The 26,987-nt window shown below is 46.1% G+C and carries 18 protein-coding genes, 1 tRNA gene and 1 rRNA gene; 8 read left to right on the plus strand and 12 right to left on the minus strand.

Going from position 1 to position 26,987, the window contains the following annotated elements:
- Positions 1-5 precede the first annotated feature (5 nt).
- Both T538_RS0105605 and T538_RS0105610 read right to left on the minus strand, forming a co-directional pair.
- Positions 6-725 carry an ABC transporter ATP-binding protein gene (locus tag T538_RS0105605; RefSeq protein ID WP_031532542.1) on the minus strand — a complete coding sequence of 240 codons (720 nt, stop codon included), beginning with the start codon at positions 723-725 and terminating at the stop codon, positions 6-8.
- Positions 718-2,853, minus strand: a complete 2,136-nt coding sequence (locus T538_RS0105610) for a cation:proton antiporter (RefSeq protein WP_031532541.1) — start codon at positions 2,851-2,853, stop codon at positions 718-720. The genes T538_RS0105605 and T538_RS0105610 overlap by 8 nt, the downstream gene beginning before the upstream one ends.
- Before the next feature lie 120 nt (positions 2,854-2,973).
- Between T538_RS0105610 and T538_RS0105615 the strand changes: the two genes are divergently transcribed.
- The 7 genes from T538_RS0105615 to T538_RS0105645 all read left to right on the plus strand — a co-directional run bounded on the left by T538_RS0105615 (position 2,974) and on the right by T538_RS0105645 (position 10,395).
- Positions 2,974-4,032 (plus strand): aspartate-semialdehyde dehydrogenase, encoded by a 1,059-nt coding sequence (locus tag T538_RS0105615; RefSeq protein ID WP_031532540.1) that lies wholly within the window; start codon positions 2,974-2,976, stop codon positions 4,030-4,032.
- A 43-nt stretch (positions 4,033-4,075) separates the two neighbouring features.
- Positions 4,076-4,492, plus strand: a complete 417-nt coding sequence (mscL, locus tag T538_RS0105620) for a large-conductance mechanosensitive channel protein MscL (RefSeq protein ID WP_031532539.1) — start codon at positions 4,076-4,078, stop codon at positions 4,490-4,492.
- A 101-nt stretch (positions 4,493-4,593) separates the two neighbouring features.
- On the plus strand, positions 4,594-5,499 hold the full coding sequence (locus T538_RS0105625; protein ID WP_031532538.1) for a hypothetical protein: 906 nt from the start codon (positions 4,594-4,596) through the stop codon (positions 5,497-5,499).
- A 70-nt stretch (positions 5,500-5,569) separates the two neighbouring features.
- Positions 5,570-6,145 carry an RNA polymerase sigma-70 factor gene (locus tag T538_RS0105630; RefSeq protein ID WP_051655900.1) on the plus strand — a complete coding sequence of 192 codons (576 nt, stop codon included), beginning with the start codon at positions 5,570-5,572 and terminating at the stop codon, positions 6,143-6,145.
- A 91-nt stretch (positions 6,146-6,236) separates the two neighbouring features.
- The gene (locus tag T538_RS0105635; RefSeq protein ID WP_031532536.1) at positions 6,237-8,864 is read left to right on the plus strand and encodes a TonB-dependent receptor; all 2,628 of its coding nucleotides are present in this window, start codon (positions 6,237-6,239) and stop codon (positions 8,862-8,864) included.
- Between the two features lie 5 nt (positions 8,865-8,869).
- On the plus strand, positions 8,870-9,877 hold the full coding sequence (locus T538_RS0105640) for a DUF4249 domain-containing protein (protein WP_031532535.1): 1,008 nt from the start codon (positions 8,870-8,872) through the stop codon (positions 9,875-9,877).
- Positions 9,871-10,395: a DUF4974 domain-containing protein gene (locus T538_RS0105645; RefSeq protein WP_031532534.1), complete on the plus strand. Its 525-nt coding sequence runs from the start codon at positions 9,871-9,873 to the stop codon at positions 10,393-10,395. Before T538_RS0105640 ends, T538_RS0105645 begins: the two co-directional genes overlap by 7 nt.
- A gap of 719 nt (positions 10,396-11,114) precedes the next feature.
- Here T538_RS0105645 and T538_RS0105650 read toward each other — a convergent pair.
- Positions 11,115-11,753, minus strand: a complete 639-nt coding sequence (locus T538_RS0105650) for an FKBP-type peptidyl-prolyl cis-trans isomerase (RefSeq protein WP_031532533.1) — start codon at positions 11,751-11,753, stop codon at positions 11,115-11,117.
- Positions 11,754-11,823: 70 nt separating this feature from the next.
- Positions 11,824-13,368: a glycine--tRNA ligase gene (locus T538_RS0105655; protein ID WP_031532532.1), complete on the minus strand. Its 1,545-nt coding sequence runs from the start codon at positions 13,366-13,368 to the stop codon at positions 11,824-11,826.
- 172 nt (positions 13,369-13,540) lie between these two features.
- Here T538_RS0105655 and T538_RS0105660 point away from each other — a divergent pair, with 172 nt between their 5' ends.
- The gene (locus tag T538_RS0105660; protein ID WP_051655902.1) at positions 13,541-16,204 is read left to right on the plus strand and encodes a DNA gyrase/topoisomerase IV subunit A; all 2,664 of its coding nucleotides are present in this window, start codon (positions 13,541-13,543) and stop codon (positions 16,202-16,204) included.
- Positions 16,205-16,751: 547 nt separating this feature from the next.
- On the opposite strand, the gene T538_RS0105665 is transcribed toward T538_RS0105660, so the two are convergent.
- From T538_RS0105665 to rrf, 8 genes are all read right to left on the minus strand, one after another.
- On the minus strand, positions 16,752-17,504 hold the full coding sequence (locus tag T538_RS0105665) for a hypothetical protein (protein WP_031532530.1): 753 nt from the start codon (positions 17,502-17,504) through the stop codon (positions 16,752-16,754).
- Between the two features lie 239 nt (positions 17,505-17,743).
- Positions 17,744-19,729 carry a RagB/SusD family nutrient uptake outer membrane protein gene (locus tag T538_RS0105670; RefSeq protein ID WP_031532529.1) on the minus strand — a complete coding sequence of 662 codons (1,986 nt, stop codon included), beginning with the start codon at positions 19,727-19,729 and terminating at the stop codon, positions 17,744-17,746.
- Positions 19,730-19,755: 26 nt separating this feature from the next.
- Positions 19,756-22,917, minus strand: coding sequence for a SusC/RagA family TonB-linked outer membrane protein (locus T538_RS0105675; protein WP_031532528.1), 3,162 nt, complete (start codon positions 22,915-22,917; stop codon positions 19,756-19,758).
- A 666-nt stretch (positions 22,918-23,583) separates the two neighbouring features.
- Positions 23,584-23,665 (minus strand) — tRNA-Leu (locus T538_RS0105680).
- A 122-nt stretch (positions 23,666-23,787) separates the two neighbouring features.
- A complete protein-coding gene (locus T538_RS0105685; protein WP_031540897.1) occupies positions 23,788-24,798 on the minus strand; it encodes a S41 family peptidase in 1,011 nt (336 codons plus the stop codon).
- A 3-nt stretch (positions 24,799-24,801) separates the two neighbouring features.
- Entirely contained in the window at positions 24,802-25,617 is an 816-nt protein-coding gene (locus tag T538_RS0105690) for a DUF3316 domain-containing protein (RefSeq protein WP_031532526.1), read from the minus strand.
- Between the two features lie 67 nt (positions 25,618-25,684).
- Complete coding sequence (locus T538_RS0105695; protein ID WP_031532525.1) at positions 25,685-26,626, minus strand: hypothetical protein; 942 nt, start codon at positions 26,624-26,626, stop codon at positions 25,685-25,687.
- 238 nt (positions 26,627-26,864) lie between these two features.
- Positions 26,865-26,977, minus strand: a 5S ribosomal RNA gene (gene rrf / locus T538_RS0105700).
- Between the last annotated feature and the right edge of the window lie 10 nt (positions 26,978-26,987).

Consider the following 26,987-nt stretch of genomic DNA (forward strand, 5'->3'; position numbering starts at 1 on the left):
AATCTTTAATCGTTTACTTGTTCATTTTTATCGTTATTTTCAGCCTCGGGAGTAATTATTTCGGTCTGCGCAGGCTGAATTATCAGTCCGTCTCTCATCTGAATGGTGCGGTCGGTAAGGCGAGCCAGTTCCTCGTCGTGAGTGACGATTACGAATGTCTGCCCGAACTTGTCGCGAAGGTCGAAGAAAAGCTGATGCAGCTCTTGCTTGTTCTTGCTGTCGAGACTGCCCGAAGGCTCGTCGGCAAATACCACCGCCGGATTGTTCATCAATGCGCGAGCCACCGCCACACGCTGTTTCTCTCCGCCAGATAGCTCGTTAGGCTTGTGGTTCATTCGCTCGCCCAGTCCCATGAAGCCAAGCAGTTCCTCGGCGCGTGTCTTTGTGTCCTTGCCGTGCTTGCCTGCTATGAACGCCGGAATCATCACGTTCTCGAGAGCCGTAAACTCTGGCAGAAGCTGATGAAACTGAAACACGAATCCGATATGCTGATTGCGGAAAGCCGCCAATTTCTTCTGGTTCAACGTTCTTATGTCCGTTCCGTTTATAACGATGCTGCCACTATCGGGGTTGTCGAGTGTTCCCATAATCTGGAGCAGCGTTGTCTTGCCTGCGCCGCTCGGACCAACGATGCTCACCACCTCGCCCTTCTCTACTTTCAAATCAATGCCTTTAAGCACCTGCAACGAGCCGAAGCTCTTTGTCAATCCTTTAACTTCAATCATTATTCAAATGCATTTTCATTGCTCTTGAAATCCAGCCCGTTGGCGACCAAGTAGCCGCCTTGTCCGACTTGACAGGCTCGATGAACGAGATGAGGTCTTCGTCCTCGCCCGTCTGGTCGGGGAATAACAACAGCAAACTGTTATTTGCAAAATATTTGTTTATCAGCGTCGGAAGTTCCTCGAACGACTGGCGGTAACTTATCGAGCCGCGGCGCGACGAAACGATAACAAGCAGATGGTCATAGTTTACCTCGCCGGTAAGCAGGATAAGGTTATCCCAACTATCGAGCAGAATGAACTCCGCACGCACATCCTTATGATTTTTCTTTATGTATCCTTCGATGAAAGGAAGCGTCTCTTTCGTGGCATGGAAGTTTACTCGGCACCCGAGTTGCGCGCCCATCCGTGCAATGCGCGACATCCACCTGTGGAAGCCCTTCTCGAACTCTGCCTTTGGCGGAACAGCCACGATTATTCGCCTGAGCGTGTTCGACGGGATTATGAGCTTGGCTATCGTAAGTTGGCGCGACATTCCCGTGAGCAGACTCTGAGTTATCGTTCCGTAGAACGAGTCGAGCATGTTGTTCTTCTGATGGTGCATACCCATCACAATCTCCGAAGCATCGAGTTCCTTCATGGCATGAAGAATAGCCGATGCCACGTTTGTGCCCAAACGATTCTGCGTCTGCATACGCACATCCGATGCGGCGGCAATCTTAACCGCCTTGTCGAGCATCTGCTCGCCGAACTGCTTCCGCGCATCGGCATGTTCATCGTCTATAACCACGTTCAGGCCTATCAGTCCGCGACCGAGTTTGGCGTTGCGCATAAGCATAGCCACCGACACAAGGTCCTGCATGGTGTAAGGATTGTATAGCGGAACAAGAATCTTCTCGTCGTCGCCCTCGTGCTTGACAGGATTCTCCTGAGCCTCGTGAGCCAATTTTGCCGCCCCGCGCTCGGTTGCAATAGAACTGATGATGCACGAGAACAGAATTATCATAACCACGCCGTTAAGCACCGAATGGTTCATCAGATACTCGCCCGGCGCAATCTCGAGCTTAGTGCCCACCATAACCATTGCCAGCGCACCGGCAGCATGGGCATCGGTCAGACCGAACATCATAACACCCTCGGCACGGCTCATCTTGAAGATTCGCATTATGCCCCATGCCGGAATAGCCTTCGACACGGTTGCCACAAGCAGCATTATAGCCACCACGAGGAGCGTATCGGTATCGGCAAGAAGGCGTACGTTGATAATCATTCCTACACCAATCAGGAAATAGGGAATGAACAACGCGTTACCCACAAACTCAAGCCTGTTCATCAGCGGAGACACATGCGGAATGTATCTGTTAAGGATTATTCCGGCAAGGAACGCGCCCATGATGCCCTCCAGTCCGGCAAGAGCCGCCATCGCACCGCTGAAGAAGACCAGCGCGAGCGAGAAGGTAAACTGCGAAACAGAATCGCCGTAATTACAGAAGAACCATCTGATAACCTTCGGAAACACAAGGAATACGAAAGCAATGTAGGCAACACATTTCAGCGTGAAGACCAGCCAGAAGAGCCAGCCGTCCATATCGCTGTTGTACGTTCCTGAAATAGCCGCCAGAATGAGCAGCGCGAGGAACAGAGCCACAACCGTTGCACCTATTGATATAGTTACTGCCGGATGACGGCTCAGTCCGTAGCGGCTTACTATCGGATACGTTACCAGCGTGTGCGATGCGAAGATACACGCCAGCAGCAGCGATGCCATGCACGAATAGTGAAGCACATAAACGCCCAGCAGATATCCTATCACAAACGGAGCAGCAAACGTAAGCAGTCCAAACACCGTTCCCTTGGTGGAGTTCTGCCTGAGCCCCACCATATCCATCTCCAGTCCGGCAAGAAACATTATGTAGAAAATGCCCACTCTTCCAAACAGTTCGAAACTGCTGTCGTAGAGCAACACATTAAATCCATAAGGGCCTATAAGAGTGCCCGCAATAATCATTCCGATAAGGTGCGGAATGCGCAGGCGGTTAAAGATTATCGGCGCAAACAAAATGATGCACAGCACGATAAAGAATACCCATGTAGGGTCTGTTATTGGGAAATTGGGTATCAGAGTGCTCATAAGTTCACGAATAAGTATAAAATTGTTGCAAAGTAAGTAAAAAAATTGGGTAAATAAAAATAAATTCATAATTTTGCCGACAAATTATAACATTTATAATTCATAAAACAAGACAAGAAAATGAAAGTAGCAATTGTTGGCGCTAGTGGTGCAGTAGGACAGGAGTTCCTGCGTGTACTCGAAGAGAGAAACTTCCCTATGGATGAGTTGGTTTTATTCGGTTCAGAGCGTTCTGCCGGTAAAAAGTACACATTCAAAGGCAAGGAGTATGAGGTCAAACTTCTTCAGCACAACGATGACTTTAAGGGCGTGGACATCGCGTTCACTTCAGCAGGTGCAGGTGTTTCAAAGGAATTTGCAGAGGATATCACCAAGTACGGTGCTGTAATGATCGACAACTCGAGCGCATTCCGTATGGACAACGACGTGCCATTGGTTGTGCCTGAGTGCAACGCAGAGGATGCACTTAACCGTCCACGCGGCATTATCGCAAACCCGAACTGTACGACAATCATGATGGTTGTATGCTTGCAGCCACTCGAGAAGATTTCGCACATCAAGACAATACACATCGCTTCATACCAGAGCGCATCTGGCGCAGGAGCAGCTGCAATGGCTGAACTTCAGCAGCAGTACAAGGAACTTGCCGAGGGCAAGCAGCCTACAGTAAACAAGTTCGCATATCAGCTTGCTTACAACGTAATTCCTCAGATTGACGTGTTCCAGGACAACGGCTACACCAAGGAGGAGATGAAGATGTTTAACGAGACAAAGAAGATTATGCACACCGATGCACGCTGCTCTGCAATGTGCGTGCGCATCTCTTCGCTCCGTGCACACTCTGAGGCTGTATGGATTGAGACAGAGAAGCCTATCAGCGTAGAGGAGGCTCAGGCTGCCCTTGCCGCTGCAAACGGTGTAACTTTGGTAGACAACCCTAAGGCTGTTGGCACAAAGGCTAACCCAGACGCTGCAAAGGAGACTCTGAAGGATCTGCCTTATCCAATGCCACTTTACACTGGCGGCAAGGACGATGTTTACGTTGGTCGCGTGCGCAAGGACTTGGCTAACGACAACGGCCTTACTTTCTGGCTCTCTGGCGACCAGATTAAAAAGGGTGCAGCCTTGAATGCCGTTCAGATTGCAGAGTACCTGATAAAGGTTGGCAACGTAAAGTAACCAGCCTGACTAAAAATAACTAATCAATAAAATAAAATTTACCATGAAGTTTCTCGACGAATTCAAGCAATTTGCCATGCGTGGCAATGTTGTCGACATGGCTGTCGGTGTTATCATCGGTGGCGCGTTCGGCAAGATTGTGACATCGCTCGTTTCCGATATCATCATGCCTCCTATCGGCTGGCTCATCGGTGGCGTTGATTTTAAGGATCTGAAGATTGTGCTTCCTGCAAATCCGCTTGCACCAGAGGGCGCAGAGCCTGTAAGCATCGGCTACGGAGCATTCCTTCAGAACGTGCTCGACTTCCTTATCATCGCATTCTGTATCTTCTTAATCGTAAAAGGCATCACAGCCTTGACAAAGAAGAAGAAAGAAGAAGAGAAGGCAGCAGCACCGGCAGAACCTTCAGAAGACATCAAGTTGCTTACTGAGATTCGCGATTTACTGAAGAACAAGTAAAACATTTTGTTTGAATTGGATATTTCAGTTGGCAGAATCGGTTTCCACTGATTCTGCCAATATTTTTATTAAACTACTCTACATGAGAGAAACTAAAAAGAATGATGATGAGAAGAATACTTAAAACAATCGCATTGGCTTTTGCCGCAGGACTCTTTTGCGCCTGCAACGATGATGTAGCAAGAATAAAATCAGGAGACTACCACATACCAAAGGAGATAGTGGAAGACTTCAAGTCACGCAACCCTACAGCCTTCATCAACGACCAATATGGATATGACGACGACAATTTCGTCTGCATCAAGTTTTCGGAAAAGAATGCCAAAGAATGTGTAACGGTTTACAGCAATCACAAATGGGCGGCAACACAGAAGAAATACGCATTAAAAGATGCGATGGATATTATGCCTCGCGCAGTAAAAGAGCAAATTCTGAGAATAGCCGACATGAGAAACTGGGAAAGCAACGATTATGTGATGATTATATCAAGAAACGGAATAGAAAACAAGTTGTACGAAGCCTATATCACGTTGCCAGACGATGACAACTCAAAAAGTTTATATTCATTTGCTTTCTGCGAAGATGGCACAAGACTTGACAATTGTAGTTGGTGCACATCCATTCAATCTGAAAATCATCCAAGATTCTGCCAGATATTAGAATGGGTGGCTGAAAAATATCCAAACGCATCAATCTTAGGCATTACCTACAGTTTTCGAAACTGCATCTACATCCGAGACAATGGAATACTGAAAATGATTCACACAAAGATGGTCAGTAACAATGACGAATTTAAGTGGGACGAAACCACCTATCCGCTCGACATAAACGAGCCACTTCCGCCTTCGGTTATTACCTACGTCGAGGCGTACAACCAAGAATATCCCGACAGGCCTCTTACAGAACTGTATATGAGCGAGAAAGAATCGGGATTATACTACAAAATGATTTTCCAGATGACTGAGAGAACATGGACGACAGAATACTCGGCAGTCACACCTAACTAACAAGAAAAACTATAACCTCTCTCACGAACATAAGAACGACAATATTCGCGAGAGAGGTTTTTATATAAAGATGGATACAGAAGGACTTTTATTCAACATTCAGAAAAACGACTCGGAGCAAGACTTTGCCACGCTTTTCCACCAGAACTACGAGAGGCTTTTCAGAGTAGCCTTCTTCTATCTGCAAGACGACGAGATGGCAAAGGATGTTACGCTCGACGTGTTTGCCGACATCTGGAACAAGCGCAAGACGATGATTGTGCCGCGCAACTTCAGAAACTTCAGTTTTACGATGGTGAAGAATGCCGCCATAAACATGCTGGAGAAAGAGCAGCGGTTCAGCCACGACGAACTGCCCGAGTCGGACAACGGCGCGCTGAACCCAAGCGAGAGGCTTGAGCAGTCTGAACTGTTCGAGGTGTACGAGAAGGCTCTTGGCGAACTGCCCGAGAAGTGCCGCGCCGTCTTCATGCATGTAAAGGAAGAAGGGCTGTCGTACGATAAGACGGCACAGCTCTGCAACATATCCGCCAAGACCGTAGACGCGCAGATGCAGAAGGCTCTGAAGCACATCCGCAGCGCGATTGAGGCGTATATGAAGCACGGCGACGAACAGGCAAAACGCTTCCTTTTAATTTTTCTTTAATTTTTTTCGTCATTGGCGTAGGGATTTTTTCTTTCGCGGCTGTCTTATAGGCAGAACAATAAAAAACTGATATAATACAACAATCTTACAGATGAAAAAAATTACTCTGACAATGTTGATGTTCTTGCTGAGCCACACGATGTCGATGGCGCAAGACCCAAGGTACACACTCGTTTATGGCGAGGAGGTTGAGCTGAAGAAGCCAATCGTAATAAACCCTTCGGACAAGCGTCCGATAAAGGTTATCCTCGACGAGCAACTGAAGAATACCGACATTGACTACAAAATCACCGCGAAACATATTCTGCTTTTCAAGAAAAAGCCTACGCCTGCTACAATCAAGACCAACTATCAGTTTCACGGTTACGTTATGGACAGCAAGTCGCACGAGAGCCTCATCGGGGCAAACGTGTACTGCCCTCTGCTGGCAACCGGCTGCACCACAAACGCCTACGGCTATTTCAGTATGCCGCTGCCCGAGGGCGAATACGACGTTACAATCTCGTACATGGGCTACGAACCTGTGCGCTCAAAGATAAAGTTGAGTGGCAACACCTTCAGGAACGTGATGCTTAACGAATCTTTGAAGCTGCCCGAGGTTATTGTTGAATCGGACCGCCCCGACACTGGCAGCCGCAGCACGCGAATGAGCGCGATGACAATATCGCCTCAGCAAATAATGAGCACGCCAGCCATCTTGGGCGAGGCTGATGTGCTGAAATCGCTACAGATTCTGCCGGGCGTGCAGCAGGGAATGAGCGGCACAAACGCCATAAGCGTGCGAGGCGGCAGCTCAGACCAGAACCTGTATCTGCTCGACGGCGTGATGCTCTATAACGTGAACCATTTCCTCGGCATGGCATCGGCTTTCATGCCCGAGGCAACAAAGCATATCGACTTTTACAGCGCATCGTTTCCGGCACGATATGGCGGCAGACTGTCGTCTATCGTAGATGTAAGAACGAAGGACGGCGACATGCAGAATTACCATGGATTGTTCTCCATCGGTCTGCTCTCGTCTCACCTCTCGTTCGAGGGTCCGATAAAGAAAGAGCGCACATCGTTCTTCCTCTCGGCACGACGCTCGTATGCCGGCTGGCTGATGAGCATCATGGCAAAGCAGGACGACGAGCAGCTGAAGTCGATGGACCTCTACTTCTACGACATAAACGCCAAACTGAGTCATAAGCTAAGCAACAACGACCGCCTCTATCTCGGCTTCTATCAGGGCAGAGACGGCTTTTACGAGGAGTTCAGAAGCGAAAACGAACGATATTACAACGGCGAGAGCCTGACAGACAAATCGGGCTGCGACCTCAGCCTTAAGTTCGGCAACACGCTGCTCAATGCGCGCTGGAACCACATCTTCTCGCCAAGTGTATTCGGAAACATCATGGTTGGATACAACCAGTTCAAGATGTATATCAACAACAAGAATTTCTACAACGACGATTTCTTCATATCCAACTACAATTCGGGCGTAAACGACCTTACGGCACAGATTGACCTCGACCATCATACGTTCCGTAACCACCACATCAAATTTGGCGGCGGATACACGATGCACCGCTTCAAGCCAGAGACGCAGACAAACAGATATACCGAGAGCGAGGTTTCGGATGGGGCTACAACAAAAACAGACTACAAATCGACCTCGGCAGGCGAGGAATCAGACGGACATGAATTATACGCCTACATCGACGACGACATGAATCTTGGCGACAGATGGCAGTTCAACGCCGGCCTGAGAGCCTTGATGTTCTCCGTTCCAAACAAGACTTATCCTGCCATAGAACCGCGTCTGTCGCTGTGCCACAACCTTGGCGGCGGTCTGCGCGCAAAGGCATCGTACTCGGTTATGCACCAGTATGCGCACATGCTAACCACCTCGACGCAGTTGTCGCTGCCTTCAGACCTCTGGGTGCCGATAAACGACAAGATAAAGCCTATCAGCGCAGACCAGTGGGCCGTTGGACTTACCTACGACCGTTGGAAGGGCATAGAGCTACAGATTGAGGCATACTGGAAGGAGATGCACAATCTGATTGAATATCGCGACGGAGCAGGCTTCTCGGGCAGTTCTATCGGATGGTCGGACAAGGTTAGCTCGGGCAACGGAAGAAGCTACGGCATTGAGTTGATGGCGCGCAAGAGCATCGGTCGCACAACTGGCTCGGTAAGTTACACGCTCTCAAAATCAACACGCCAGTTCTCCGACGGAAGCATAAGCAACGGCGAACGCTATCCGTTCGAGTTCGACCACAGGCACACCTTCAACATCCTTGCCATGTTCAAGGCTACAAAGAGCATCGACCTGAACGCAACATGGTACTTTGCCACTGGCGGATACACCACGTTGTCTACTCAGCAGACAAAATACATCTTTCCGCAACAGAACAATGGCGGACAAACTTTCAACGAAGCAAACCAGTGCGGCTCGTCCGAGTTATACGACGTTGAGTACTACGACTTTGGCAAGCGCAACAACTACAAGATGAAGCCGTCGCACCGCCTAAACCTGAGCGTTGACTTTCACAAGCAACTGAAGCACAGCGAGCGCATCTGGAACATAAGCGTGATGAACGTGTACAACAACAAGAATCAGGACATGCTCTACACCGAAATCTACAAAGACGACAGCGGCAGAAAGCTCCGCAAAATGAAACAGTTTACGCTGATGACGATAGTTCCGTCGGCATCACTCACATATAAATTCTGAAGAAAATGAAACGACATATTTACATTCTGGCTCTCGCCATAGCATCGCTCCTCGCCGTTTCGTGCGACAAGGAAATAGGCACGGTTGACTTTAACGAGCAGCCACGCCTCATCATCAACTCGCTGATGACAGCCAACGACACCGCCAACTTCGTTGAACTTCACCTAACGGGAAATACTGAGACAAAGCCCGTAAAAGGCGCACAAGTCAGGATTTTCGTCAACGGCAGTCTGTCAGAAGAAGTCACCTCGCAAAGTTCGACATATATGATAAAAAGCCAGTTCGAAAGCGGCGACAAGGTCAAGATTGAGGCTAAAGCCGACAAATACGAGGCAAGCGCAGAAGTGGTAGTACCCGACACGGTAGAGGTTCTTTCTATCGACTCTGTCGAGGTGGTGATGTACGACAAGTATCACTACGCGCAACATTTCATGCGCTATTTCATCAGAATAAAAGACCTTAGCGCGCTTTCCGAAATGAAGTATTACAGACTTTCGGTTACACAAGAAGTCACCACTGTTGGAGCCTACGGCGTGCGCGAAGGCGTAGTTGAGCAGGTAAGTTATTACAACAAAGACCTCTACCACAAATACTCATACTCATCGGACATCGCGCTAAGCGAGGGCGAGATAAAGAAAGAAAACAACTTCGAGGACGTAGACGACATCGACATGGTCGAGAACGTCTACAACTACTACGGACTATTCCGCAGTTCGTACTTCAAGAACGGCGAATACACGCTTGCCATCGACATTAAATCGCCATACTACAGAAGCGAAGGATACGCCGAGAACATCCAGTTCGAAATCCGCAGCATTCCGCGGAGCGAATATTTCTACCTGCAAGCCATCACCTCGTTCCAGAACTACGAGGAAGGCTATGCCCTCAGCCCTACCCCAATAGTGCCGTCAAACGTAAATGGCGGAACGGGCATCTTCAGCGTGTCGGCAATGGCAAAGGCTGTAGTAACAAGAGATTTGTTGAAAATAAAAAAAGGCGCCAAGATATGGTAAAGAACATTGAGAAAACTATAACCCGTATGGCGGCATCGGTTCACTCACCAAAGAACCGCTTTGCCGCAAACAATGCCTACGGCGAACTGTGCCGCCGAATTGGCATTAGGGCTATGTCTGCCAACGACGCAGACCGTAGCAGCCGAAGACTGTATATGCGCACAGCCGTAGCAGCAAGTCTGGCCCTGGTGGTAGGCATAGGCATTGCGTGCATATCAAACTACGACAAGTGGTTTGCGCCGGCTAAGGTAAGCAAGACCGAAACGACCGCTCCGGCAGAGGCAAAACGCCCAGACATCGTATTCAAGAACCAGCCAATGAAGGTCATTGCCCAGAGGCTGTCTAAGGAATACAATGTGAAAATCATAATAAAAGACAACAGTCTTGCCGAATACAAGGTTACGGCAACATTCTCGCCCGACGAGAACATAGACGATATTATATCAATCCTTTCGAGCGCAGCTCACTTTAATTACACAAAGAACAACAACGTGTTTGTTCTGAGACGTAGCAACTAAAAACTCTTTGCCCCGGCCAACTCTATACAACGGTCGGGGCTTTTTAAATTCAGAGGACAGTTGACAATTCACAATGATGAGTTGAAAGTTGAAAATTGAAAATTGAAAAATCAAATCAATTCAGAATTTATAAATGCTGAGTTTTTTCAAAGAACAATTATGATATGAAATGTTCTTTTGGTAAATACAAAATAGTGGGTAGGAAGAAGGTAGAAAGAAGGTAGCAAGAAGGTAGGAAGATGGTAGCAAGACAGAAGATAGATTCAAGGTACATTCAAGATACGTCGTAGGAACGTCCTAGGAACGTCCAAAATACGGGGAAGCAATTCAAATGGTAGCCAAAGAATTCATAATTGAAAATTCACAATTCATAATTGCTGAGAACTTATGGAGGACAATTATAATACGAATTATTCTTTTGGTAGATACAAAATGATGGCAAGGTATAGGGAAGCTATACGCAGGGTATATGTAAGCTATATGTAAACTATATGTTGGCTATATGTTAGGTATATGTTAGATATATGTTGGGTATATGTTGGATATATCCAGAGTATACTCGGGATAAGAGAATGTCTGCGCTCGACCTGTGGTCGCTTGCTACCGAAGGTAGAGTGTAGAAATTCAGCTGAACATGAATGACGCAGAAAGCATCTTACTGAAAAGAGGGAAAATCAATCACTGATTCTCCCTCTTTTAACCTATTCGATAAATATTCGTTATTTCTTTGTCCACTCCTTGCTGCCTGTGCGCTTGAAAGCATACAGTTCTACATCGAAGATAAGCGTAGAATAGCCCGGAATAGTAACCGAGCCAGATGAGTTACCGCTCTCGCCGTAGGCAAGGCTGTAAGGAATGTAAATGCGCCATACGTCGCCCGGATGCATGTATTGCAGAGCCGTTGTCCAGCCGGTAATGACACCGTTTACCAAGAACTGTGACGGAACGTCCACATTGTCATTCAACTTGCCGTAGAACGACTGGTCGAACACCTGTCCTTCGGGATAAGTCTTTGTTGGGATAAGTCTGCCCAAGTAGTGCACCTTTACCGAGTCGGTATACAGCGGAGTATCGGTTTCCTGATTGCCGCTCTCCAGCACCTTGCAGTACACATAGTCCTGAGTGTTTGCAACGGCAGTTGAGCTAAATCCGTCGGCCACCAACTTCCAGTTCTTGATTATCTTCCATTCGCCGTCGTTGGCCGATACGCTCTTTGTTGCCACAACGCGGATAGAGTCGATGTAATCCTTGTTGCGCTCAGTCCAGTTTGCATACTCGTCGTCCTCGGTACTCTCCTTGCACGACACAACGAACAATGCGCTTACGATTACAGAAAGAAACAGAAAGAATTTCTTCATATTTAATAGTTTGGCTTATAAAAGGGGGAGGCTCTCGCGAGAAAAGCCTTCCCCTTTGTTGTTGATATTCTTAGTCTACAAGCTTCTTCAAAAGGCTTGTGATGCTAACCTTGTCTTCGATGATGCCAACGAGGTCGTCAATCTTAACGCGCTCCTGAGCCATTGTGTCGCGGTTACGAAGAGTAACTGTTCCGTCAGTAAGAGTGTCGTGGTCAACAGTGATACAGTATGGAGTACCAACTGCGTCCTGACGGCGGTAGCGCTTTCCGATAGAGTCCTTCTCGTCGTACTTGCAGTTGAAGTGGAAGCGCAACTGCTTGATAATCTCCTGAGCCTTCTCTGGCAGACCGTCCTTCTTTGTAAGCGGCATTACAGCGAGCTTTGTTGGAGCAAGAGCAGCAGGCAACTTCAACACAACGCGAGTCTCGCCGTTCTCAAGAGTCTCCTCTGTGTAAGCGTGGCACATGATACTGAGGAACATACGGTCAACACCGATAGATGTCTCGATAACATACGGAGTGTAACTCTCGTTTGTCTCTGGGTCGAAGTACTCAATCTTCTTGCCAGAATACTTAGCGTGCTGGCTAAGGTCGAAGTTAGTACGAGAGTGGCAGCCCTCAACTTCCTTGAATCCGAACGGCATCTTGAACTCGATGTCGGTAGCGGCGTTGGCATAGTGAGCCAGTTTCTCGTGGTCGTGGAAGCGGTAGTTCTCGGCACCGAAGCCAAGATTCAGATGCCACTTCATACGAGTCTCCTTCCACTTTGCAAACCACTCGAGCTCAGTTCCCGGCTTTACGAAGAACTGCATCTCCATCTGCTCAAACTCACGCATACGGAATACGAACTGGCGAGCTACAATCTCGTTACGGAAAGCCTTACCAATCTGTGCAATACCGAACGGAATCTTCATACGACCAGTCTTCTGCACGTTAAGGTAGTTAACGAAGATACCCTGTGCAGTTTCTGGGCGGAGGTAGATTTTGCTTGCACCCTCGGCAGTTGAACCCATCTCGGTAGAGAACATAAGGTTGAACTGGCGAACGTCGGTCCAGTTGCGAGTACCAGAGATAGGGCATACGATTTCCTCGTCGAGGATAATCTGCTTCAGGCCATCGAGGTCGTTGGCGTTCATTGCAACGCTGTAACGCTCGTGCAGGTCGTCGCGCTTCTTCTGGTTCTCAAGCACGCGTGCGTTTGTGGCACGGAACTGAGCCTCGTCAAAGGCATCGCCAAACTTCTTCTTAGCCTTGGCTACTTCCTTCTCAATCTTCTCCTCGTATTTAGCAATCTGCTCCTCTATGAGCACGTCTGCACGGTAACGCTTCTTTGAGTCACGGTTATCAATCAAAGGGTCGTTGAAGGCATCTACATGTCCCGAAGCCTTCCATGTTGTTGGGTGCATAAAGATAGCAGCATCGATACCAACGATGTTCTCGTGCAGAAGCACCATGCTCTGCCACCAATACTGCTTGATATTGTTCTTCAACTCAACACCGTTCTGACCGTAGTCGTAAACAGCGCCTAAACCATCATAGATTTCACTTGATGGGAAAACGAAACCGTACTCCTTGCAGTGAGACACGATTTTCTTAAATACATCTTCCTGTGCCATTTATGTTTTGTTTTGTTTCTAATTGTCTTTCTTTTCGCGGCATAGCCTCGGCTGCGCTGGGGCTTCTTGCCAATTATTCTGCAAAGAAAGCGATTTTTTTTCAATTTTATTCGTATTTTTGCAAGCATTGTTTATAAAAGTGCATTTATTTTTGAAGAATTAATAAAAATATATGAGTGACGAGACAAAAGATATAACAACCGTTGAAGGTTCGCACCAACTCACGGGCATGTACCAGAACTGGTTTCTTGACTATGCCTCATACGTTATCCTTGAGAGAGCCGTGCCGCACATTGGCGACGGTCTGAAGCCTGTGCAGCGAAGAATTCTGCACTCAATGAAGCGTCTTGACGACGGCAGATACAACAAGGTTGCCAACATCGTGGGACACACCATGCAGTTTCACCCTCACGGCGACGCATCCATCGGCGATGCGCTGGTTCAGTTAGGACAGAAGGAACTGCTCATCGACTGTCAAGGAAACTGGGGAAACATCCTAACCGGCGACGATGCCGCTGCACCGCGATACATCGAGGCTCGTCTTTCAAAATTCGCACTCGAAACTGTTTTCAATCCTAAGACTACGGAGTGGAAACTCTCGTACGACGGACGAAACAAGGAGCCTATCACGCTGCCCGTAAAGTTCCCTCTGCTTCTGGCTCAGGGCGTAGAGGGCATTGCCGTGGGCTTGTCTTCAAAAATACTTCCGCACAACCTTAACGAGATTTGCGACGCTGCCATCGCCTACCTTAACGGCGAGGAATTCCATCTCTATCCCGATTTCCTTACGGGAGGCAGCATTGACGTAAGCAAGTACAACGACGGCGAGCGAGGCGGCTCGGTAAAGGTGCGCGCAAAAATCGAGAAACTCGACAACAAGACGCTGGTAATACGCGAGATTCCGTTCAGCAAGACGACCGGAACGCTCATCGAGAGCATACTGAAAGCCATCGAGAAGGGCAAGATAAAGGTACGCAAGGTTGAAGACATCACGGCGGCTCAGGCCGAGATTCTTATTCACTTGGCTCCGGGCGTATCGTCGGACAAGACGCTCGACGCGCTCTACGCATTTACCGACTGCGAGGTGAGCATATCGCCAAACTGCTGCGTTATCGAGGATCAGAAGCCTAAGTTCCTGAACGTAAGCACGGTTCTGAAGAAGAGCGTAGACAACACTCTGCATCTGCTGCAAACAGAACTCGAGATTCGCAAGAGCGAACTCATGGAAGCCCTTCTTTTCGCATCACTCGAAAAGATATTCATCGAGGAGCGCATCTACAAGGACAAGGAATTTGAGCAGGCTCCCGACATGGACTCAGCCATCGCACACGTCGGCAAGCGTCTCGAACCGTTCGTAAAGGACTTCTTCCGCGCTATCACCCGCGATGACATTCTGCGCCTGATGGAGATAAAGATGCAGCGCATCCTCAAGTTCAACAAAGACAAGGCCAACGACTACATCAAGCGTACTCAGGAGGAGATTGACGAGATTAACGACGACCTTGCACACATGGTAAACGTAACCATCAACTGGTTCGAACACATAAAGCAGAAATTCGGCGCAGAGCATCCTCGCCTCACCGAGATTCGCAGTTTCGACACCATCGAAGCTACAAAGGTGGCAGAGGCAAACCAGAAACTCTACATCAACCGCTCCGAGGGCTTCATCGGCACAGGGCTGAAGAAGGATGAGTTTGTATGCAACTGCTCAGACATCGACGATATCATCATCTTCTACAAAGACGGAAAATACAAGGTGATAAAGGTTGCCGACAAGGTATTCGTCGGCACGAACGTGCTTTATGTAAACGTGTTCAAGCGCAACGACCGCCGTACAATATACAACGTTGTATATCGCGACGGAAAGGAGGGCTACAGTTATATGAAGCGTTTCTTCGTAAACTCTATAACACGCGACAAGGAGTACGATGTTACCACCGGAAAGGAGGGCAGCAAGATTCTGTACTTTACCGCCAACATGAACGGCGAGGCCGAGGTTATCAAGGTTACGCTGCGCCCTACTCCGCGCATCAAGAAACTGATTTTCGACAAGGATTTCAAGGACATCGCCATCAAGGGCAAGCAGAGTCTCGGCAACATTCTTTCTAAGAACGAGGTTCTGCGCATCGGACTGAAGTCGCACGGTGTTTCAACGCTCGGCGGACGAAAGGTTTGGTTCGACCGCGATGTGCTGCGCCTCAACTACGACGGACGCGGCGAATATCTGGGCGAGTTCCAGAGCGAGGATTCAATTCTTGTTGTTCAGAAGAATGCCGAATTCTTCATCACAAACTTCGACATCAACAACCATTATCCCGACAATATCCTGTTCATCGAGAAATTCGATGCCGACAAGGTGTGGAGCGCGGCGGTTTACGATGCCGACCAGAAGTTTGTATACATAAAGCGTTTCAAGATGGAGGCGATAGCGCGCAAGCAGTCGTTCCTGAACGAGAATCCGAACAGTTATCTCATCCTTCTGTCATCGCAAGTTTATCCGCGCTTCCTCGTAAAGTTTGGCGGTGCAGACAGTTTCCACAACGACGAGGAGATTGATGTTGACAGTTTCATTGCCTGCAAAGGCTTCAAGGCAAAGGGCAAGCGAGTATCAACGCTGAAGGTTGATACGGTTGCCGAACTCGAGCCGCTGCGTTTCCCAGAGCCTGACGAGGCTGATGCCGATTCTGAGGCCGAGGATGGCGACGACGAGAACACGACAGCCAACATCAACGATGCGGACGCAGACAAGTCGCAAAGCGAGATTTTCGACGAACTGACGGGGCAGATGCGTCTCTTCGACAGCGATGCCAAGTCTGACAACTCAGACGAAGAGTAGCACTATCATCAACAAGCCATAAAGCAAGCAGAGGCGCACTTCCCTATCCAAAGGGTTGTACGCCTCTGCTTTTTGCTTTAAACGCCTTGTTTTGCGGCTATACGCGAATTCGGGATTAACGTACAGATTGTACTCATAACACATGCAGAAATCCCGAAGGAAACCCGAAGGCATCCCGAAGAAATCCTACAACAAACGCTTACAGACGCTGAAAGCGTCTCCGCTTAGTAACCGTAGGTCGGAACGACCTGCGGAGTAAGAACCATCAACGGTAAGCACTCTGAAGGAGTGCCCCATCTATCGCATCGGGCGACCGCTTTCAGGGTCGTTTATATTTGTATCATTTCAGTCCGCAGATCCTACGGATGCTGCGGTTACTGATAGGTGACGCTTTCAGCGTCAATCCGAATAATCATTTCATAATGCATAAAGACTACGTTTCTTATCCCGAATTAGTGTACGTTAAGAGCCAAAAAAAGGCGCAGAATATCGCTATTCCACGCCCACCAATCTTTCCCCTTTTCAACCCAGTTATTATCTTATTAACTTATTTCAATTCAACAACTTTATCCAAGAAACCAAGAGGGTCACCAGCTATTTCCTTCATCTTGAAATTCTTGTCCTTAATATATTCCATGACTTTAGGAAAACGCTCGAAACAATAGCGCAATCCTGTTTTCACACCAATTCCAAATTTATAATCTGGCTGCCAATAAGGAACAACCACTTCATCGCCCTCAACGCAATAACTACAAACATATGTCAAAACCTTGTCTATTATTACAAGATCCATTTCCTTACCTTCAATTTTTGTTTTTTCTTTATAATCACCATAAGAAAGAAAACCATAGATACCATTATTTTCATATACTAATGGCAAAAAACACTTCTGCTTATTGTGTCTAAGATTTTTCGGTCGAGTATTTGGCGTCATTACATACATAGACAAAAACTGATACTCCTTTTTTCCTTTTTCGAAGACAACTTCCTTTGCATCATTAGCATTGTACTCTGTTCCCTTTTTAGCATCTGGAGTATCTGCTATCTCTATTCTGCTCATAGTACGAATCATCGTTACAACATCTACTCTACTTGCATCCTTATAATCAACCATATATCCCGAAACAGTCTTTCCATCAGCCAATGTAAGCGTACACTTCAAACCTTTCATATTTGTTGGTCTCATCTCGTCAGCCAAATTATACAAAGTAAGTGTTTTTTGGGGTGTATCCTTTCCCTTTGCCACGGCCGAAGAAACGGCAAATGCCATGACAACAAGAATTAGAAATAATCTTTTCATCTTTGTTTGTTAATTTTATGTTGTTATTATACCTAAAAGTAAATTTTTGCTTTTTTGCGAGTGCAAAAGTATGTATTATGAAAATATTCAGAAAAACATTTTCGTTAAAAAATCTAAAATATAACAAAAATTAACAAAAAAGCCCAGACCTACACGGTCTGGGCTTCCAATGAAAAATCCTACTAAAATTTAACTAACAATATATATTCTGTACTGATTGATTAGTCAACATTTTATTTTTAATAACCCGGATTCTGGTATGCAGCCTTCTCGGCAGGAGTCATAAGCATAGCATCGAGCTGACCCTGTGGAATTGGACGAAGATAATAGTTCTTCTTGATAGTACGAGTATGCTTCATATCCTTCCAGTTGTTATCAAAGTCATTATTGTTGTTTCCACCAATTGTATAGGTTGAAGCACGCTCTTCCCACTTCTGGGTACGAACCAAATCCCACCAGCGAAGACCCTCGCCGAAGAACTCGCGGAAACGCTCGTCAAGGATATAGTCAACTGTGATAGTCTCAGGAGTAGCAGCAGTCAATTCCTCGCTGTAATCTGCAACATAAGCACAGTTACCGCCATTGTTGAATGTCCACTTACCAGCACGGGCACGCAATACATTAACCAACTCGCGAGCACTGTAACCTTCCTGGATTGTTACTGAACCAACGCCCAACTCTGTTGGAGCAACGGCAGCCTCGGCAGCGATAAGGTAAAGTTCTGCAAAACGTGCAATGTTTACAGGACGAGGACATGCACCGTTAGGAGTACCCAATGTTGTAGTATCTGTTGTCTCGCTGTAGTAACCGTTCTTCCATACATTCAGATATACGACACGGCTAATATGGTCAGGAGTGAGAATCCAATCGGCACGACCAGGAAGAGTACCAGCACCTACGTTGCTTGTGTAAGTTCTGTCGTACTGAACATGTTCATCGTTCTCGCCAAGGAATGTAAGGATTGCACTACCGTTTCTTACAGAAAGGTCATTTGCATTGAAGTATGAGTCTGTATTGTCGCCACCCTTCTTCCAGTTACCGCGGAATGTAGTTACGAATGTACCGTCCCAACGAGAGTCCTTATCCTTGTCGGTAAACATAGTCACAACCTCCTGTGGAGTAGCCATACGAGTCCAAGGACGGTCAGCCCACTGAGCAGCCTCACGCTTAACAGTCTCTAAAGGCTTCTTTACATTATTGCCTTGTTCATCCTTGCCCCAACCCCAAGAACGCACAGTTGTATAGTTCCAACGGTTCATCCAGTGTGAGAAGTTATCAGGTGCAGCACCACTACCATATCCATAGTCTACGCCACCGTTAAAGTACTGATCCTGAGCAGTATGGTCGGCATAAAGCAGAATCTCTGAATTACGGTCGTTCTGACCAAGGAATACATTGTAGAATGACTCCTGCAAAGCATAATTACCAGGGTTCTTGATTGCCTTTACAGCAGTATCATACGCCTTCTGGAAGTAAGAACTTGCCTTGCTCTTGTCGCGAGCACACTCTGGATAAGTAGGCACGTTGTTTGGATTTACATTCCACCATGCGTATGTAAGGTATGCCTTTGCAAGGAACAAACGTGCAGTAGTCTTTGTTACACCACCAGTTACACGGCTTACCTCTGGAAGGTCCTCAACAGCCTTTTCCAAATCAGGGAAGATAGCCTCCTCGTAAACCTCAGGTACAGTATTACGCACACTTGTACGGTTTGTACTTGTGTTGAACTTCAACTTACCAGCGCCCAAATCCAATGGCACACCGCCAAATGTCTGAACAAGTTCGAAATAGTCGAAACCACGGAAGAAACGAGCCTCTGCAAGCAATGCTGCATCGATGCCGGCAGCCTCACCGTTCTCGATTACACCACTTGCTGTATTGATATCGGTGAAAGATGCGCCCCAAAGAGCATCGGCACGACAGTTATCTGGCTTGATGTTAGAAACTTCTGGTGTCATATCCAGACACTTGAAGTTCTCATCGGCACTCTGCCCGTATGTGTACTCATCGGTACCAGTTTCCAAGGCATTGAAGAAATAACCCTGTCCCCAAGTGTTACGAAGGTTTGCATACAATGCAGTTATACCTCCCTTAACACCGTCTTCTGTCTTAAAATATTCTGGAGTAAATTTGCCGCGCGGAGTCTCATCCAACACATCAGAACAGCTGCTGAAACCAGTTGTCAGAGCCATCGCTACTCCAAGAGCATAAATATAGTGTTTCATATTTTGATTCTTTAATTATAGTTTAATTAGAATGTAACATTAAGTCCGAACAAGTAGTTGCGAGTAGTTGGAGTGTTGTAACCAACAACAAGCACCTTGCTGCTATATGCTGCTGAAGCCTGGTTCTCGTTACCACGAGAGTTAGTCTCAGGGTCCATGCCGCTCTCGCTATGATATGGAGAGAACAAAACGAATGGGTTTGTTACAGTTGCGTATGCTCTCAAGCTCTTCAAACCAGCCTTCTTCATCCAATCGCCCTTGAAGTTGTAGCCAAGAGTGATAGTACGGAACTTAAGATATGAACCAGAGAAGAATGCAAGAGTCTGACCATACTTAGGGTTATCACCGCTAAGGATACCGCCTGGGAATGGATAGTCGTTAGTTGGATTATCCTCTGTCCAGTAGTTAACGTCGATGTTGTTTCTACGACCAGTCAACATGTTCAAGTAACCAGAGCTACCGTACAATGTACTGATAAGCTTACCGCCATGACGGAATGAAGCAACTACCGACAAATCCCAGTTCTTATAAGAAACGCGAGTGTTGAAACCACCTTCCCAAGATGGGTCAAGCTCGATAATCTGACGGTCACTAGCATTTACCGCACGAGGGTCGCCTACGCTCTTACCTTCAGGAATCTGACCGTTATCAGCTTCCTTCTGTGTATAATATCCGCCCTTAACCTTAATCATACCAACATTACCACCTGGCTCCTGAATGTTAAGAAGTTCTTCCTCGCCCTTCTGCCAGATACCAATCTTCTCGTAGTCGTAAACAACATTGATTGGGTGACCAACGAACCAGCCGTTACTCTCATCTTCTGTTACGTTCTTCAAGTTACCGTTCTGGTCGTATGTCTTAGTAAGCTCTGTCAACTCGTTGCGGTTGCAATAGAAGTTAACGCCAGCTTCCCAGCTCCATCCTTCCTTGTTCTCGAAGATTACTCCGTTAAGAGACAACTCGAAACCCTTGTTGCGTGACTTACCGATGTTTGCCATGTAACTACCTACACCTGATGTGCTTGGAAGGCTGACAGGGAGAAGGATGTTCTCTGTATTCTGAATATAGTACTCAGCAGTACCGCTCAATCTGCCGTTATACAGAGAGAAATCAACACCGAAGTTCCATGTCTTAGAATACTCCCAACCAAGTTCTGAGTTTGGAAGCTCACTTACATAGTAACCAGTTGCATATCCAGTAGGACCGAAGTTGTATGCGCGTGTTGCCAATGTACCAAGAGTCTTGTAAGGGTCGATAGACTGGTTAGAAGTCTCACCATAACCAACACGAAGCTTCAAGTTCTCAACAACTTCAACGTCAGAAAGGAAGTTCTCCTTAGCCATGTTCCAACCCAAGCTGACTGCGGGATAAGTGTGTCCTCTATGTCCCTCAGCCAAACGTGAAGACTCATCACGACGGAGAGTTACGCTTGCCATGTACTTCTCATCATAGTTGTACATGATACGGCCCATGTATGACACAAGTCCCGACTCATAGAATCCCTGGTTTCCTGGACTAACTGTTATATTCTTTGCGTTACCGATGTTGTACCACAAGTGCTGGTCAACAGGGAACTCTGTACCGCCCATTTCCTGCTTGTCATAGTGAGTCTTTTCAGCAGAATACAAAGCAACAGCATTGAATGAGTGCTTACCGAATGTCTTGTCGTATGAAAGAATGTGCTCAACAGCCCAGTTCCAAGTTGTCTCGTTGCGGTTAGCACCTGAAGAGTTTGCTGAAGGTGAATCGCTGAATACGCCCTGTGCTGTATATGTACCATATTTATTGTGACGGTAGTTCAAACCTAAGTTGATGCGATATTTCAAGCCTTCAAGGAATGGGGCTTTTACCTCGCCATAGAATGTATTGTATGTACCAAATGCGTTGGTCTGATCCTTGTACTTATCGCCCAAGCCTTCGATACGGTCGCGAGTGTAAGTCCACTGCTTATCCATAGGCATTGCAACAACATCCTTCAAAGTACCGTCTTCGTTATACGGATTGATAAGTGGAGATGCGCTAAGAGTGTTGTAGATACCAAGGTTACCGTTGTGAGTAATACTGTAGTTTGTATTGATGCTCAAACCAGCCTTTACATACTTACCGATTTCCTGATCGAGGCTTGCATGCAAAGCATAACGGTTAAAGTTCTGTGTTGGGATTGTTGCCTCGTCGCGATAGTAAGAAGCACCAATATTATAGTTGTTAGCACTTGAACCACCAGTTACAGAGAAATCCTGGTTTGTTGTGAACGCTGTCTTGAACAGCAAATCCTGCCAGTCTGTATTTGTTGTATCGCTTTCGTCAAGGCTGTTCTGATACTTACCTGCAATCTGACGAAGTTTAGCAAACTTTGCACCGTCCATCATTGGGTACTTGGCAAAGTTTGTCTTTGCACCAACATACATATTATACTTAACAACAGGAGCCATGCCCTTCGAACCGTTGTTAGTAGTAATGAGGATTACACCGTTTGCACCACGGCTACCGTAAATAGCAGTTGCAGATGCATCCTTCAAGATATCCATAGACTTGATGTTGTTTGGATCGATATCGTTGATGCTACCAGCAAATGGAATACCGTCCAATACAATCAATGGGTCGTTACTTGCGTTAAGCGAACGGGTACCACGAATACGAATCTGCATACTTGCACCTGGCTTAGATGAAGTCTGCATCATCTGAACACCGGCAACACGTCCCTGCATAGCCTGAGTGATATCAGCACCCGGAACCTCACGCATGATATCACCTCGCACAGAAGCAACAGATCCTGTTACGGCCTCCTTACGCTGTGTACCGTAACCAACGACAACAACCTCGTCGATGATTTTGGTATCCTCATCAAGCTGTATCTTCAATCTGCCAGATGAGTTGTCGGCCTTTACTTCTTTTGTAATGTAACCGATGTAAGAAACTTCGAGGACTGCGCCCTGAGGAGCGTCAAGCTTAAAGTTACCGTCAAAATCGGTAATTGTACCGTTTTGAGTACCTTTTACTACAACGTTTGCACCGATGATTGGATCACCATTTTGGTCAACGACTGTTCCCGTTACCGACCTTACTGAAGGGGTAGCAGTTGCTGCATTCACAATATCGGCAGCAAATACAGGAGCAACTTGCCCGCCAATCAGGAATGCAATACATGCACCAGCAACAAGTGCTTGCTTTCTTGAAATTAGATTCATAATTAAAAAAGTGTTATACATGATATTTCGGGCAAATGTAGCATTTTTAGGTATTAACGCCGGTGTTTTATCGTTACATAAAGGGTGGCGATTTGTTACATAGACGTATTTGTAACATTCCAACACACTTGAAACAACAGTCTTTTTCAGTTAATCTTTACAATTAGGAAACAACCTTACAATTCGGGGAAGAATACAAGCCATCTTTCTAATGACTCGTTTTTACCACCTTATTATCAAGGTCCCTAAAATCAGATTTTCGTCTATTTGTTGCCTTGAATAAAAGATAAATATCGGGGCTTTTCACAGATTATTTTCAAAGTAACACGACCATATTTTCGCAACTAATAACAAAACATGAATTGTTGTTTTCTAGTCAGCAATATCAAATGACGAAATTCTGTATCTTTATGTCGTTTTTACAATAAGCATCTGATAGGAGTTACCACAGAACTACGTTTTTTCAGATGGTTATTTTGATTGAATTCATCTCCTTTGCTATATATTTTGGACTTTTGTAACACTTGCCAATGAAACAAAAATGGACTTTTGGCACTTTAATCGCCAGAATTTATCTGTAAGTCTACTACTCTTTTGGGAATCCATGGACTTTTTCTATACAAAAAAAGAGCCGAATGATTTAACATTCAGCTCTATTATTGGTAGTGCGCGTGATAGGACTCGAACCTACAAGCCTCGCGGCACCAGATCCTAAGTCTGGCGTGTCTACCAATTTCACCACACGCGCGATAGACGTTTTGTTTTAACGGATGCAAAGATACAACATATTTTCAATTCAGCAAATATTTTTGTCGAAATATTTCGGATCCATCCCTATTTTCATCGGTTTCATAACCTTTTAACAGTCGCTTACTTTCCGCCTAACATATTTCTTGCATACTCAATGAGCGTGTCGATACCCCTCAGAGCATCTTCGCTACGCATATCAACGTAAATGTCCGGCTCGATGCCAAATTCTATCTGCTTCTTCTCTGCATCGAACATCGGGCACGCTGAAAATCTTATGCTCCAACCCTTAGGCAATTCCGAAGAGAACGGCAGGCCCGAGCCACCGCCAGTCTTGTCGCCAACGATTGTAACATTAGGGCAATAGCGCATTTCGTTCACAAATGAGTTTGTTGCGCTGTAACATTGGCGGTTTGTAAGTACAACGGCTTTTTTCTGCCATCTTACGCCGTCGCTTGGCTCAAGATACATCGGCTTCAGTTCAGAGAAATCAGAGTGTCCCTTGCCTGTTTTGTGGCAGATGTAGCCAACAAGTTTCTTCTCGTTGCAGAATCGGTTTGCAACCTTCTGCGAGGTGGTTATATTTCCTCCGCCATTGTCGCGCACATCAACAATAACTCCGTTACAGATTGCCAAATCACTGAGTACCTGCGACAGATTGCCGTCACCTATGCCATCAGAAAAACTCTCAATAAAGATATAGCCGATATTGTCGTCGAGAATCTTGTATTTAATGCCCGAAGCAATCATATAATCGTTTCCAAGATACTTCTTTTGCACGTCCGAACTGAAGTTTGCAGGATAATTCTCATACCAACTCCAGTTTCTGCCCACATCGTGCGCCGCATAAAGGTTTACATGTCCGTCCTGAAGTTCTGACAGCATATCGCAAAGCACCTCAAACAACTGGGCATTTGTCATATTGTTGCTAATTCTCACGGCATATTTATCGTGAATCTCGTTCCAGTCAAGCCCAATCACCTCTTTTTTATAGTCGAAGAAGCAATAGTGTTCGTCCAGAACCTTCCACAATGCCTCAAAATTGCCTTTTGCCGAGTTGTCGTACTGTTCTTCCTCTACACAAGAGAAAAACAGGGCACCGACAAAAAATATGAGAATAATTTTCAACTTCATATCCTAATTTTTGTACTTTCCGCGCAGGCGGAAAAGGTGTTTAACGTAACCAATCATAAAAATATTCGAATATGAATGGAATTTCAGGTTGTTCACTTTCAGTTGGTCTGCCTCAAAGAGATAGGAAATTCTTATCAGACTACTATTTAAAGGGAAATCGGCAGAAAACTGATTTCTGAGCGACGGGCGCGACACGAATGTCGTCGGATTCACTACACCGCCATAATATCCGAGTCCAAAAATTTCGTAATATGACTGCTGATATTCGGGCGAAAAAGCCAGTCCCGCCAGCGGAACAGAAATCCGATTAGACAGACAGAGCGGATAATTCAGAATCTCCAGTTTGTATTTTATCATAGCCGAAGCCTTCAGGTCGAGATAAACCTTAGCATTTGCCGGATTGTTAGAATTTCGGTCGTTATACACACCACCAAAACCAAATTCCGCCTGCGGACCGAACATTACAGACAGATTCTTGACTCCAAAAGCGTTCTGGCTGTTTGCGTTGTAAAAATATCCAAGGGCTGCGTATGCCATTCCAGCCCACTCTTCGGCTGTCTTAGCATCGTTTTTCACATTCGAGGCAAACAAGGAATATTGATATTGCACGCCAACTTTCCCACCCATCATCTTTGTAAGTCTGAAGCGGTCATACTGAAGGCGCAGTTCCGTTCCTTTATAATTCAGTGGAGAAAGGTAAGTGTCAAGCACGTTCGACGAGCCTACGCCTGCCGAGAATGTACTCTCGACAATCTTGTTAGGCTTGAGTGCAACGCTGTCCTGCGCCATACCAGCGAAAGGCACCAGCCAGAACAGCATTAAAAGGAGACAAACATTCACATGCTCGCCCCCCCTGAAGTTCTTTCGATTGTTTATAATGTTATTTTTACTTTGCAACATTAAAGTTATAGAATGAGAACTCTGTAAAATCTACTCCATGGAAGACCTCACAGGTCGTCTTCTTCTTGTTTTTGAATACTCGCACTTCGCAGTTGTCGTCAGTTCCTTCGTCAGGACTGCTCTTAACCTTGAAATTGTGTACAGCATAACTTCTTTCATATTTCAAGCCCGAATCGCCGTCAGTTATAGAATATTCATATCTTGCAGCCTCTTCGCCATACAGACGGAAAGTAATCTTGCAGAATATGTTATTCGCATATATTATGTTGATACTCTTTGAGCCGAAACGATATGCAACGCCTCCGTCTCTGTCGGCATCGAAATAGTCACCAATTTGGTCTGTAATATCGTCTTTTGTCTGCAAACCTATACCATCGACCAGCGCCTTTGCCCTTGTGAACTCCACAAACATGTTTTCCGCCTCCGAATACTTGGCTCTCTGCTCAGGAGTAAGGGTGGCAAGATAATCGGCGTTTTTCTTGGCTAATTCTGCCTCGCGCTTTGCCTTTGCAGTCATAGCAATCTCACGTTTGGCTTCAACCCACGCATTATATTCATCTATCTTAGTCTGAAACTTGTCGCGTAATCCCATGGCCTTAGATACCTCAGCAATTGCAGCTTCATCATTTATATCCTGATTGTTCAGAATAAGTTTATTCAAATCCTCGGTACACATGTACATCAACGGCAAAAGTTCTTTTTCTGTAGAAGACATGTTATTTTGCAGATTCCTTTCAAGGTATTTCTCAGCAAGTTCAGCATTTACAATGTAATACACGTCTTCCTTGTCCTTGTCAATTTTAACCTCTTTGATAAGCGGTTCAAATTTCTTGCGAGCCATAGCGATCTCGCCGTCTCCTATTGAAGCAGCCCACATCACCGTTGGAGCCACCAATAGCATAGCTAACATATAAACAATCTTCCGCATAATAACACTTATTTTAAATATTTTGCTTTTCGCAAATATAAAAATTAAATGTAATAATTCATAAAAAATGTTAATATTTTTTCGTTTCTCTCAAATTTTTAACATTTCAAGAAGATAAAATACGGAAGTTTGTTGCCGAACAACATATTTTCTGGAGTTTGACCCGTTTTAGATAGATTCACACAAACGCAAAAAGTCCCCCTCAGGCATTGACCTGAGGAGGACTCTCTATTCTTAAAAACGGCGGCTACCTACTCTCCCACATCGTATCGCAGTACCATCGGCGTGAGTGAGCTTAACTTCTCTGTTCGGAATGGGAAGAGGTGGAACCTCACTGCTATAACCACCTGAATATCTTTTT

It is taken from the genome of Bacteroides sp. Ga6A2 (assembly GCF_000702225.1).
Taxonomy (GTDB): Bacteria; Bacteroidota; Bacteroidia; order Bacteroidales; family Bacteroidaceae; genus Ga6A1.

Coding starts and splice junctions, on each gene's coding strand:
- T538_RS0105605 (WP_031532542.1), bottom strand. CDS start 725: ATGATTGAAGTTAAAGGATTGACAAAGAGCTTCGGCTCGTTGCAGGTG.
- T538_RS0105610 (WP_031532541.1), bottom strand. CDS start 2,853: ATGAGCACTCTGATACCCAATTTCCCAATAACAGACCCTACATGGGTA.
- T538_RS0105615 (WP_031532540.1), top strand. CDS start 2,974: ATGAAAGTAGCAATTGTTGGCGCTAGTGGTGCAGTAGGACAGGAGTTC.
- mscL (WP_031532539.1), top strand. CDS start 4,076: ATGAAGTTTCTCGACGAATTCAAGCAATTTGCCATGCGTGGCAATGTT.
- T538_RS0105625 (WP_031532538.1), top strand. CDS start 4,594: ATGATGATGAGAAGAATACTTAAAACAATCGCATTGGCTTTTGCCGCA.
- T538_RS0105630 (WP_051655900.1), top strand. CDS start 5,570: ATGGATACAGAAGGACTTTTATTCAACATTCAGAAAAACGACTCGGAG.
- T538_RS0105635 (WP_031532536.1), top strand. CDS start 6,237: ATGAAAAAAATTACTCTGACAATGTTGATGTTCTTGCTGAGCCACACG.
- T538_RS0105640 (WP_031532535.1), top strand. CDS start 8,870: ATGAAACGACATATTTACATTCTGGCTCTCGCCATAGCATCGCTCCTC.
- T538_RS0105645 (WP_031532534.1), top strand. CDS start 9,871: ATGGTAAAGAACATTGAGAAAACTATAACCCGTATGGCGGCATCGGTT.
- T538_RS0105650 (WP_031532533.1), bottom strand. CDS start 11,753: ATGAAGAAATTCTTTCTGTTTCTTTCTGTAATCGTAAGCGCATTGTTC.
- T538_RS0105655 (WP_031532532.1), bottom strand. CDS start 13,368: ATGGCACAGGAAGATGTATTTAAGAAAATCGTGTCTCACTGCAAGGAG.
- T538_RS0105660 (WP_051655902.1), top strand. CDS start 13,541: ATGAGTGACGAGACAAAAGATATAACAACCGTTGAAGGTTCGCACCAA.
- T538_RS0105665 (WP_031532530.1), bottom strand. CDS start 17,504: ATGAAAAGATTATTTCTAATTCTTGTTGTCATGGCATTTGCCGTTTCT.
- T538_RS0105670 (WP_031532529.1), bottom strand. CDS start 19,729: ATGAAACACTATATTTATGCTCTTGGAGTAGCGATGGCTCTGACAACT.
- T538_RS0105675 (WP_031532528.1), bottom strand. CDS start 22,917: ATGAATCTAATTTCAAGAAAGCAAGCACTTGTTGCTGGTGCATGTATT.
- T538_RS0105685 (WP_031540897.1), bottom strand. CDS start 24,798: ATGAAGTTGAAAATTATTCTCATATTTTTTGTCGGTGCCCTGTTTTTC.
- T538_RS0105690 (WP_031532526.1), bottom strand. CDS start 25,617: ATGCTGTTCTGGCTGGTGCCTTTCGCTGGTATGGCGCAGGACAGCGTT.
- T538_RS0105695 (WP_031532525.1), bottom strand. CDS start 26,626: ATGCGGAAGATTGTTTATATGTTAGCTATGCTATTGGTGGCTCCAACG.